Origin of the sequence: Pseudomonas sp. Irchel s3a10, from assembly GCF_900187525.1 — a bacterium.
In the GTDB taxonomy this organism is placed as follows: domain Bacteria; phylum Pseudomonadota; class Gammaproteobacteria; order Pseudomonadales; family Pseudomonadaceae; genus Aquipseudomonas; species Aquipseudomonas koreensis_G.
In genome coordinates, this window is sequence record NZ_FYDR01000001.1 from 1,112,173 (window position 1) to 1,123,664 (window position 11,492).

The 11,492-nt window shown below is 62.0% G+C and carries 8 protein-coding genes; 2 read left to right on the forward strand and 6 right to left on the reverse strand.

What is annotated here, in order from left to right; genetic code table 11:
• Positions 1 to 110: 110 nt before the first annotated feature.
• Positions 111 to 2,084, forward strand: a complete 1,974-nt coding sequence (locus tag CKW11_RS04970; protein WP_095136652.1) for an alkyl/aryl-sulfatase — start codon at positions 111 to 113, stop codon at positions 2,082 to 2,084.
• A gap of 248 nt (positions 2,085 to 2,332) precedes the next feature.
• Here the strand turns inward: CKW11_RS04970 and CKW11_RS04975 are convergent, their stop codons facing one another.
• The 5 genes from CKW11_RS04975 to CKW11_RS04995 all read right to left on the reverse strand — a co-directional run bounded on the left by CKW11_RS04975 (position 2,333) and on the right by CKW11_RS04995 (position 9,332).
• On the reverse strand, positions 2,333 to 3,724 hold the full coding sequence (locus tag CKW11_RS04975) for a DUF1254 domain-containing protein (RefSeq protein WP_095136653.1): 1,392 nt from the start codon (positions 3,722 to 3,724) through the stop codon (positions 2,333 to 2,335).
• On the reverse strand, positions 3,721 to 5,070 hold the full coding sequence (locus CKW11_RS04980; RefSeq protein ID WP_095136654.1) for a DUF1254 domain-containing protein: 1,350 nt from the start codon (positions 5,068 to 5,070) through the stop codon (positions 3,721 to 3,723). The genes CKW11_RS04975 and CKW11_RS04980 overlap by 4 nt, the downstream gene beginning before the upstream one ends.
• 145 nt (positions 5,071 to 5,215) lie before the next feature.
• A complete protein-coding gene (locus tag CKW11_RS04985) occupies positions 5,216 to 6,553 on the reverse strand; it encodes a DUF1329 domain-containing protein (RefSeq protein WP_095136655.1) in 1,338 nt (445 codons plus the stop codon).
• Positions 6,554 to 6,564: 11 nt separating this feature from the next.
• The gene (locus CKW11_RS04990; protein WP_095136656.1) at positions 6,565 to 8,391 is read right to left on the reverse strand and encodes a DUF1302 domain-containing protein; all 1,827 of its coding nucleotides are present in this window, start codon (positions 8,389 to 8,391) and stop codon (positions 6,565 to 6,567) included.
• Positions 8,392 to 8,489: 98 nt separating this feature from the next.
• Positions 8,490 to 9,332 carry an AraC family transcriptional regulator gene (locus CKW11_RS04995; protein WP_095136657.1) on the reverse strand — a complete coding sequence of 281 codons (843 nt, stop codon included), beginning with the start codon at positions 9,330 to 9,332 and terminating at the stop codon, positions 8,490 to 8,492.
• Positions 9,333 to 9,430: 98 nt separating this feature from the next.
• Here CKW11_RS04995 and CKW11_RS05000 point away from each other — a divergent pair, with 98 nt between their 5' ends.
• Positions 9,431 to 10,351 carry a LysR family transcriptional regulator gene (locus tag CKW11_RS05000; RefSeq protein WP_095136658.1) on the forward strand — a complete coding sequence of 307 codons (921 nt, stop codon included), beginning with the start codon at positions 9,431 to 9,433 and terminating at the stop codon, positions 10,349 to 10,351.
• 189 nt (positions 10,352 to 10,540) lie between these two features.
• On the opposite strand, the gene CKW11_RS05005 is transcribed toward CKW11_RS05000, so the two are convergent.
• Complete coding sequence (locus tag CKW11_RS05005; protein ID WP_095136659.1) at positions 10,541 to 11,473, reverse strand: LysR family transcriptional regulator; 933 nt, start codon at positions 11,471 to 11,473, stop codon at positions 10,541 to 10,543.
• Positions 11,474 to 11,492: the final 19 nt, after the last annotated feature.

Genomic DNA, 11,492 nt, shown 5'->3' on the forward strand with positions numbered 1-11,492 from the left:
CAAGGATAGCGGCCCTGAATGGTTTTTGTCCGTTGACGATCATCGCCGCGCCAGACCAGCGCCCTACCCTCCGGGACGGATCCCCCATAACGATAAAAACCGGAGACACCATGCCCCGTTTCATATTGAGCCCCCGTGGCCTGCTCGCCTGCCTGATCACCGCATGCCTGAGCCAATCGGCGATGGCCGCCAACGCGCCTGTTGCCCCCAGCGCCCAGACCATCGCCAGTAATGCTGCCGTCCTGCAACAGCTGCCCTTCAGCGACCGCACCGATTATGAGTCAGTCAGCAAAGGCCTGATTGCGCCATTCAAGGGCCAGGTCAAGGACGCTGCCGGCAAGGTGATCTGGGACGTGCAGGCCTACGATTTCCTCGATAAGGATCAGGCGCCGGAGTCGGTCAACCCGAGCCTGTGGCGCCTGGCCCAACTGAGTGCCCACGCCGGTCTGTTCGAGGTCAGCCCCAGGCTCTATCAGGTGCGCGGTCTGGACCTGGCGAACATGACCATCATCGAAGGTGATGACGGGCTGATTATCATCGACCCGCTGACCATGGCTGAAACCGCCAGGGCGGCGCTGGATCTGTACTACGCCAACCGCCCGCGCAAGCCAGTGGTGGCGGTGATTTACAGCCATACCCACGTCGACCATTTTGGTGGCGTGCGCGGAGTCATCGACGAGGCCGACGTCAAGGCCGGCAAGGTCAAGGTGTTCGCCCCGGCCGGGTTCATGGAACACGTGATGAGCGAGAACGTCTACGCCGGCAACGCCATGAGCCGCCGTGCGCAGTACCAGTTCGGCAGCCTGTTGCCGCGCGGTGAACAGGGTCAGGTCGACGCCGGGCTGGGCAAGAGCACGCCTTCTGGCGGCACGATTACCTTGATCGCGCCCACCGATCTGATCGCCAAGGAACTGGAAACCCGTACCATCGCCGGCGTGCAAGTCGAGTTTCAGCTGACGCCCGGCACCGAAGCCCCGGCGGAAATGAACCTGTATCTGCCCGAACTGAAAGCCTTGTGCATGGCCGAAAACGCCACGCAAATGATGCACAACATCCTCACGCCACGTGGCGCGCAGGTGCGCGATGCCAAAGCCTGGTCGCAATACCTGGACGACAGTCTGGCGCGCTATGGCGACAAGGCAGATGTATTGTTTGCCCAGCACAACTGGCCGACCTGGGGTGGCGAACGGATCCGCACATTCCTCGCCGATCAGCGCGACATGTATGCATTTCTCAACGACCGGACGCTGCACCTGCTGAATCAGGGCCTGACCCCACTGGAAATCGCCGACGCCATCAAGCAACTGCCGGGGTCGCTGGATCAGAAGTGGTACACCCGCGGTTACTACGGCTCGCTGAGCTTCAACACCCGCGCGGTGTATCAGCGCTACATGGGTTTCTATGACGGCAACCCGGCCAACCTCAATCCGCTGCCGCCGGCGGACACCGCCAAACGTACCGTCGAGGCCATGGGTGGCGGCGCGGCAGTGCTGGACAAAATGCGCACGGCGATGGCCGCCGGCGACTATCGCTGGGCCGCACAATTGGGCAATCAGTTGCTGTTCGCCGAACCGGACAACGCCGACGCGCGAAAGGCTCAGGCCGAGACCCTGGAGCAGTTGGGTTACCAGAGCGAGAACGCCACCTGGCGCAACATGTACCTGACCGGGGCCATGGAATTGCGCAATGGCGTGCCGGCACACGCCGGGACTTCGGTGTCGGTGGACATGGTGCGCGCGATGAGCCCGGAGATGTTCTTCGATTATCTGGCAGTTCGCCTGGACAGCGACAAGGCCGTCGGCCATGACCTGACGCTGAACTGGACATTCGAGGATCAGAAGAAGGACTTTAATCTGACGTTGCGCAATGGTGTCCTGACGCACCGCGCCGGTCTCAATCCGGCGGCAGATGCGGGCATCAGTCTGAGCAAGGACACGCTGGAGAAGATCAGCCTCAAGCAACTGGATTTCCCGACCGCAATGCAGAAAGGACTGATCAAGTTGCAGGGTAACGGCAAGAAGTTCGCCGAGTTGATGGGCAGCCTCGATACGTTCGGGCCGCAGTTCAACATCGTCACCCCTTAAACCGCGTCACGCCCTTCGCGAGCAAGCTCGCTCCCACAGAGTTGCGTGGCACCCTGTGGGTGCGAGCTTGCTCGCGAAGGCACTCCCACAGCATTGCGCTGCACCCTGTGGGTGCGAGCTTGCTCGCGAAGGCGCTCCCACAGCATTGCGCTGCCCCCTGTGGGTGCGAGCCTGCTCGCGAAGGCGCTCCCACTGCATTGCGCTGCACCCTGTGGGAGCGGGCTTGCTCGCGAAGGCGTCGGTTCAGACTACACAGAAACCACTTCAACCACCGGCATCCGCCAGCGCTGTTCAATCACATCCCGCGTCGGCCCATACAACCGCAAGATCACCGTAAACACCCCGCTCTGTGGCGTCGGCAACCAATTGCTCGACACGCCCTGTTCAGGCGCCCCACTCTGCATCATTAACGTCAGGCCGCCATCGTTATCCGCCTGCAATACATCGCGACTGCTCAGGCAATAACGATCGATCGCGTTCGCCACCAGTTGCCGATCGGGCAAGTCATACAACGTCAGCGACCAGAACTCACTGGCTGGCGGCAACTGTCCCGGGGCGAAGCGCAGACGATAACGCCGTCCGCCCTGCAACGGTTGCCCCTGATTATCCAGACGGGCGCCGGTATAGAACGCCTCCTCGACGCTGTTGCCGTAGATCCCGATGTTGGCGGCCACCGCCCGATTGAGGTAATTGCCGTGCATCGCTTCACGGTTGCCGAACAACCCGAGCGTGGTGCGGGTCTTGCCCACCGCCTCCTGCAGTTGAGCTTGCGCCTGCCGGATACCGGCGAGCAGCGCCTGCTGCGCCTCGGCAGGCAGCGTGGCGAAATCGAACGCCTGTCCCGGGACGATGCCGATTCGCGCAAAACGCTCGCGCAACCCTTGCTCCGCAGACGGCATCGGACACAGCGTCAGGATCTGGTTGAGCACGCTAATAAACGCCGGCCCCAGCCCGGTCTTGCTGTCCCACGCCGGCCAGGCAATCGCCGGCGCCGCGACAGGTGCAGCGCTGCCGGTGTATTCATGCAAACCACGCAAGCGGTACTGTGCCTGCAACGCACGCACGGCGGGCATGTCATCAGCGTTCTTCAGGCCCGTGCGGCCAAGGATCATGACGATCTCGGTTTCGCTGCGCAGCACGGCTTTGATTCCGTCCGGCACTACGCCCTGCCAGTGCGGCCCGGCGATCAGGTAATCCCCCGCTGCGCGACCGGTACTTAGCACACCGAAGTAGCCAAAATTGTGGGTGTACTGATCGACCAGTTGATGCACGTAGTAGCGGTCCCGGGTTACCGCCGGAACGCTCAATACTTGCGGTTCGCTGCGCAGATCGAGCCAGGCCCAGGAGTACGGCGTGTCGTTGTTCGGTGTGACGATTTCGCGATTGGCCGGAGTGTAGAGCTGGCTGTAATGACGAAAGCGATTGAAGCCGCCGACGTACTCCGGCGCACTCGGATTGAACAGCTGTTTTTCCAGGGTCTGGTAGTGCATGAGCATCGGGTAGGCGTAAATCCATGCCTGCTGCGCAATCGCTTGCAACTCAGAGGGCTCGCTGGCCAGCAAGCAGCGCGGAACCATCAGACTGGCGCCCAGCAGCCCCATGCCACCGAGTACCGTGCGGCGGCTGTAAACAAAGCTCATGGCTCGACCCTCGCAATGCTCGGCAACTGATAACGGCCATCCAGCGCCGGTTGTTTGGGCAGGTACAGCCGCAACAGCAGATTGAACGGACCCTGCGGAGTCGGCAGCCAATTGCCTTGTTGCGCCTGCGCCGGAGCATTCGGTTGCAGCAGCAGGGTCAGACCACCATCGGCGTCGTATTGCAGATTTGCGCTGCGATCACCCAGGGCGTAACGCTGGATCGGATTGGCCGCGAGCAACTGGGTCTTGCCGTCGTACAGGGTCAGCGACCAGAACGCATTCACCGGCGGCAATTGTCCGGCCGGGAAGTGCAGGCGATAAGTGTGATGGCCATCGAGCAACTGACCTTCGGCATCGCGCAGGGCCATCGGGTAAACCGCTTCGGCTGCATCATTGGCATAGATGTAGCGCCAGGCCACGGCGGCGCGCGTCAGGTCATCATCGCCGAACTTGCCGACATTGGTTGGCGACGGCAACCAGCCTTGCTGCTCGCGAGCCAACTGACTGGACGCCACGCGCACCTGCTCACGGCCCGCCTCAGCACCGGCCGCCACCGCGTCACGCAGGGTGTCTGCCGGGGTAAACGGCGCTCCGGGGATCACTCCAATGGCGGCGAAACGCGCCAGTCTGGCCTGCTCGCGGGACGGCCATTCATGCAACGGCGCCAAGGCGTTGAAGGTTTCGAACAGCGTCTGCGCCGCGCCCTGTTTGGTGTCGTGATACGCCGGCAACTGCAGCGGCGGCAGTGGCGCCGGCGCGGTGCTGTCCAGCACTCGCGACAGAGGTTGCAAGGCATAACCCGTGAGGACTTTTGCCGCTTGTTTCTGATCGCTCTCACCTTTGACTTCAGTGCGGCCGAGCAAAAACACCAGGCGGCTGGGCGAACGGATCACGCCGTTGAAGCCGGCCGGGACTGCGCCTTTCCAGTCCGGCCCGGCAATCAGGTAGCGCCCGGCCTGATTGCCGGTGGCGCGCGTGCCGATGTAGTCGAGGTTGTCGGTGCGCAAGTCGACCAGTTGAAAGCTGTAGTAGCGCTCTTCAACCGCTGGCACCTCAAGCACCATCGGCTCGGCGCGCAGGTCGAGCAAGGCGCGGGAATAGAACGTGTCGTTGTTCGGCGACACCACTTTGTTGTCTTGCGGGCCGAGCAGACGCGGTTCGCTGTAGAGCCGGTTGAACGGCAGTTTGGCGTTGATCGCGGTCAGCACCTTGTCGTGTTCGACGGTGGCATAAGCGAACACATACGCCTCTTGTGCCAGGGCTTTGGCCTGGTTTGCATCAAGGTCGGCGGCGTGCACGGTGCCCAGGCTGGTGCCGAGGGCAAGCGCGGAAATCCAGTGGCGCATAAAGATTCTCCTGAAGCAATAAATCCCCTGTGGGAGCGGGCTTGCTCGCGAAAGCGCTGTTTCAGGCGATGAATACCGCTGAACGTGGCGACGCCTTCGCGAGCAAGCCCGCTCCCACATCGGGTTTTGCATGGCTGTTGAAAAATTACTTGGCCCAGCGCCGCAGATCCGACGGCGTGTAATCGTCGGTCTTCGCGGCAAACCCGACCCGCATCGGCTCGGTCTCTTCGTTGGCCAGACCGCCGGCGTAATAACGCCCCGCGATCAGGTCATAAGAGGTCTCGAGCACGTTGTAGGTAAAGCCATGGTCGTATTGGGCAATCGCGTGCAGCTCACCGCTGCGCCACAGTTCGCCGCGACTGTCGTACTGGTCGGACTGGGCGATCTGCCAACTGTCCTCGTCCACATAAAACCGTCGTTTGGCGTAGATGTGCCGGGCATTGGGTTTGAGCGTGGCTTCCACCACCCACACCCGATGCTTCTCGTAGCGCGCCAGATCCTGGTTGATGTGGTTGGGCTTGATCACCTCGTCGTACTTGAGCGAATGGCTGCCGATTTTGTAGCTGTTGTAGGGAATGAACAGCTCCTGCTTGCCGATCAGTTTCCAGTCGAAACGATCCGGGGCGCCGTTGTAGCCATCGATGTTGTCGGCGGTGATCAGGCCGTTGCTGTATCGCGCGCTGTTGTCATAGGCGAGCATCGGCGCACGCCGTACCCGGCGCTGGCCCGGCAAGTATTGCCAGGCCGAACGCGGCTCGGCGACCTGGTCGATCGGCTCGTGCACCAGCACCGCTTCGCCGGACAACCGCGCCGGTTCCAGTACCCGGCTCTTGAACAGAAACAGCGTGTTGGCATTGGGCTCAAGCCCGGAAACGGTCTCGGCAAAGTTGATCAGCGACTGATTGCGCACGTAGCTGGTGGCACCGTTTTCGCGCACCAGCGCCGCGCTGCTGATGCGCTCGTAACTGCCGCCGCGATAGCGGGTCATGTGGTTCCACATCACCTCCAGCCCTTCGGTCGGCAATGGAAACGGAATGCCCCGCGCATAGTCATGCAAACCGTTGCCACCGTCGGCCAGGCTGGTTTTCGCGACGTTGGTGCGGCTCTGCTCCAGGACATCCTTGGGCAGGTTGGCGCTGCGGTGCGTGGGGTAGATGTTCATCTTGTAGCTGTCGGGATAGCGCTTGAACAAGGCGATCTGCCCGGGGCTGAGAAACTTCTGGTACTGCGCGACGTTCTGCGCGGTGATGGTGAACAGCGGTTTTTCTGCCGCATACGGATCGCTGTAACTGCCCTTGCTGTCGACCGTGCCGGCATCGCTCGCCAGGCCGCCGGTCCAGGCCGGAATGGAACCGTCAGCGTTGGCCGCCATCTCCGAACCCATCGGCGTCAGCGTCTTGCCCAGCGGCGCCGGATCGTTACCTTTGGCCTGCGCCAGACCGACACTGCACGCCAGCGCGAGCACACACATTTGCATACGCATGATGATTCTCCTTAGAAGTCTGCCTTGAAGCTGACGGATGCGAAGTCGCGGTCGTCGAGGGTGCTGTAATCGTTGGAACCGAAGAACGCGTTGTAAGCCAGCTCCACGCTGTAATCGTTCATGTAGACGCCCGTCAGGCTCAGGCCGAGGGCCTGCTGACCTTCCTGAAACGGCCCTTGCGGGTCGTAGGAATAGCCCGAAACGTCGTGCCGCCAGTTGATCGCCGGAATCAGGTTGATCCCTGGCAACACGTCGCTGTATTCAAGGCTGGCGCGCAGGCGATAACCCCACGACCATTCCGTGGCAAAGCCCTTGTCGGTGCAGTACTGATTGGTGACGCCGGAAGCGACCGTGTTGCACGCCGTGCCGTTGCGCGGTGCGCTGCGCCCGAATGCCGAGTTGCGCCCCAGACGCTCGTCGCCGAGGTCATCGATGTGCACGACCCCCACCTCACCGAACAGACTCAAGCGTGTGGCGCCGAGGATGTTGTCGAAGGCCTGGGTCGCGGAGCCGGTCATCTGCCACACGCCTTTGCGCACCCAGCCGTCATAGCGACTGCCACCATTGGTGTTGAAACCCGGCGGCAGGTCGAGCCAGGAACTGCCGCCCGCGCCGGAGATCACTGCGACGTTGATGTCCGGTGCGTTGATCGCTAACGGCATGTTCGGCCGATAGCTCAGTTCACCGGCGAGCGAGATGCCGCTGACCGGTTCCACGCCGTTGAGGCTGATGCCATACAGGTGAATGTTTTCCGGAAACGCCGCGGCGTAGCTCGGTGCCTGAATGCCCCCGGGAAAGGTTCCGGGCAGCGCCGAGTTGCGCGCATCGAGGCTGAAGTACGGCAGCCGCGAGTGATAGTTGATGTAGTAGAACGCCGCCTCGGCATCGTTCAGCGCCGCAATGATGTTGCGCAGGGCAAAGCCGAACTGGCCGTTGTCCGACGGCGACTCGTTGCCGCGCGAATAGGCGTACAGCCCCGCAGCCTGCATCTGTTGATCGGTCTGCACCTGGCTCAGATAGAGCGGCCCGCAGCCCTTCTGGATCGCATCGCTGGAAGCGAAAAATGTCCCGCAACCATCCAGCACGCTGGGGCGCCAGTTGTACTGGTAAAAACCTTCGAGGTTGAGGCTGTCGGAAATGCCGAAACTGAACGAGACCATCTCCACCGGCAACTGGCCTTCCTTGATTTCCACGCCGGGCCGGTTGAAAGCGGAAATATCCAGCGGGTTGATCACGTTGATGCCGTTCTGGATCAGCAACGATTCGCCCCACGACAACACCTGATTGCCCACCTTGACGTTGAGCGGATGATCGTCGATCTGAAAGTCCTTCCAGACATACGCGTCGAGAGCCTTGAAGCCTTTGAATTTCGACAGGTCATCCCAGCCCGAATCATCGAATTTCTTGAAGCGGCCGTTGCCATCCTCGTACGCCGCGTCATACCAGTATTTGAAGCGGATGAACGCGCCCTGCCCCTGACCGTCGAGGCTGAAGTCGGTCAGGCCTTTGAAGTTCTGCGAGATCGGATCCCCCCTCTCGAAATTCAGCCGATTATCGTCGGCGCTGACGCTCGTGCCATTGGCGCGTACGCCCTGGGCCTGCAAGGCGTTGGCGCGGGTCATCAGGCTTTTGTCAGGGTTTTGCGTCGACCAGCTGCTGCCCAGGGTCAGGGTGGTTTTGGTCGACAGGCTCCAGTCTTCGTCGAGTTCGAAACTGGTGGCGTAGGCGGGACTCGACAGTGCGGCAAGGATCGCCAGAGTCAGGGGTTGCGTACGGCTGTGGCCACGCCGAAAAAGTCGCGGACGGACTTGGGGCGTGACCGAGCATATTCTTGTCATTATTGGGCTCCGGTCAGGTTTGCTCAGCACTGACACGGTGCCCAACCCTCACCCGCTACACGCAAGCGATGGCCGACAAAAAACAATCATCGACGCGCTTATATCGGGTTGAGGCGAAACTGCTTGGGCGTGATGCCGAACTGTTTGCGGAATGCGCGGATGAAGTTGCTCGGCTGGCGGTAACCGAGACGCTCGGCGATACGTTCGATCGGCTGATCACCGGCAGTGAGCCAGTGCCGCGCCAGTTCCAGGCTGTCATTGCGACTGGGCGTACAAGGTTCGGCCTGCCAATGCCGGAGCATGCTCTGGTGCAGAAACGGATTGGCGCCGAGCAGCGTTTCGTCGAGTAACGAGCGATGCAGCGTCAGCCGTGGATATTCACTCTGCGCGACGTCGATTCCGGCGTCACGCAGCCAGGCGCCGGCAGCTTGCGGGGGGCATAGACCGACGCTGGCAAACACTTGCCCGGGCGGCTTGCCGAGCCGCCGGGAGATGTTGCGCACCAAGGTGATCGTCGCCGCATCCAGGCCAAAGTGATGCGCCTGACCTTGCACCGGGCGCAGCTGCAAATGGGCGAACGCGCCGCTCTCCTGCAACTCGGCGGCCACGTAATTGGTGACCCTGGGCACGAACGTCACGAAGCAATCGAGGCTGGCGCGCAGGGTCGCTGCCGAGTCGAGCAGAATATTCAGCCCTTGCAGGCACGTTGTCGCCAAACCATTGACCAGTTCGCAGCCAAAGGTCGACGCAGCACCCGCCTGCTCACACTCGCGCCACAGTTGCTCGACTGCCTGCGCAGGAATCTGCCGACCCTGATCGTCAAGCGCTGTCGGGCAGATCCCGGCCCGAACCAGCAAGGTCTGCGGGCACAGGCCGGACTGCTCGGCATGGCCAAGAATGGTGCGGGTGAAAGCGCTGGAGGCGAACAGGGGTTGGGGCATGACGACAAGCTTTGCGAAGGACAGGCGTGTACTTATGCCAGCCAACGTGGTATCGATCCAATGCATTAAAAGTATCCGCAAAATGCAGGAGACGCATGATGGATTTGCGCCAGCTTCGCCACCTCGTGGCCCTCGCCGATTACCGCAATTTTGGCCGCGCCGCCGAGGCAATCAACCTCAGCCAACCGGCGTTCAGTCGCAGCATTCAGACCCTGGAGCGCGATCTCGGCTGCGAGTTGGTCGAGCGCAGCAGCCGCGAGTTCCGTCTGACCGGCCAGGGTGAACTGGTGCTGCAACACGCGCGGCGCCTGCTGGCTGGCAGTCAGGCATTGCACAACGAGTTGACGCAATACAACGGCCTGACCGGCGGCGAACTGCAATTCGGCTGTGGCCCCTACCCGGCGCAAGTGCTGGTTCCTGAGGCATTGGCCGAATTCATCCAGGCGCACCCGGCGATTCGCACGCGTTTTCATCAGGGCGACTGGCAGCAACTGTCACTTTGGCTGCGCGAACAGCAGATCGAATTCCTGGTGGCGGACGCACGCTACTTCATCGGCGACCCGCAGTATCAGGTGCAATTGCTGCGCACCCGGCCCGGGCGTTTTTTCTGCCGCGCCGGACACCCGCTCGCCGGGCAGAAGAACCTCAAACTGCGGGCGTTGCTCGACTATCCGGTGGTGGGTACGCGGATCCCGCCGATGATCCGCAAGATTCTTGCCGACGTACTGGGCGAGCCGGATTTCAATCCCAGCGTCGAGTGCGCCCAATTCGACGCGATCCAGCGCGTGGTGCTGCGCTCGGACGCCGTGGGCCTGGCCACCCTGGAAGCCCTGCGTGAACAGGTTGATCAGGGCTTGATTCACCTGCTCGAATTCATCGACGTGCCCCGCGACGATCCGGCCCTGCATCTGAGTTACGGCATTGTCACCCGCGTCGGCTATTCCATGACCCCGGCCGCGCGGGCGATGGTCGAAGCAATCCTGAACGTCGATCAGCGCCTGCTGGCGGCCAACCAATAACCCGGAAGGTTTCGCAACTTCAAAATCCCGCAGCCTGACCTTCCGCTTTCGCGAGCGGGCTCGCTTGTAAGTTTAGACTTGAAGGGGTGGGGTCGATTGCTCCGTGCTGATCGAACGCGGTCAAGTGTGGGAGCGGGCTTGCTCGCGAAGAGGCCGGTACGCATAACCCGTCCATAGGCTGACACACCGCTATCGCGAGCAGGCTCGCTCCCAAAGTGTCGGGGAAATGGCCGGGGTCTGTGGATCGCCCAAGGCGCACAGCAGGCAATGCATGGCTTCTTCGCGACTGCGTTCGAAGCGATAGCGCGCCTCGATGTACAGCGCCAGTTTCAGTTCCACCGGATCCTCCAGCGGCAACGGAGCCTGGTGCAAGCCCAGCACACTGGCGACGCGACTCGGCAGACTCAGGCCAAAGGGCTGACGATCGGCGATCAGCTTCGCCGCCAGAGTACTTTGCGTGGTCAGGCTAATCGTGCGACGCATCCCCTTGAGGCCCAGGTGCAGATCCACCGGACTCAGGCCGTCGCGGCGGCTGGACACCTGAATCTGCGGTTGCTGCAAATACGCCTGCAAGGTACGCGGCGGCTCTTTCAATGCCGAGCCATAGGCGAACACATAGTGATCCGCCGCAAGGCTGCGCTTGTGCAAGCCACTGAGCCCGGCCAGCGGTTGATCGATGTCGATGAGGATGTCGAGCTTGCCGCTGGCCAGTTCCTGCAAGGCATCGCGCCGGCGTGGCTGAAAGTAGCGTACCTGCCAGTCGGCATGCGGCACTTGCAGCAAGGCATCGAGCAATACCGGCTGCAGACAATCCAGGCAACTGATGCGCAGCAACGGGTTGTTCTGCCGCGCCGCCGGAATCATCCGCAAGCCGTCACGCAATGATTCCAGCGCGTTACGCACGTAATCCGCCAACCGGTGCGCCACCAGTGTCGGTGTCACCCCCAGACGACTCTTGATGAACAACGGATCCCCGCACAATTCGCGCAGACGCCGCAGCGCATTGCTCATGGCCGGCTGCGACAGACACATGACTTCGGCGGCGCGGGTGACACTGCGCTGCTGATAGATCGCATCAAAGGCAAGCAGCAGGTTGAGGTCGAGCTGGCGTAAATCAAGCATGGTCTTGCTCCGGCAAATC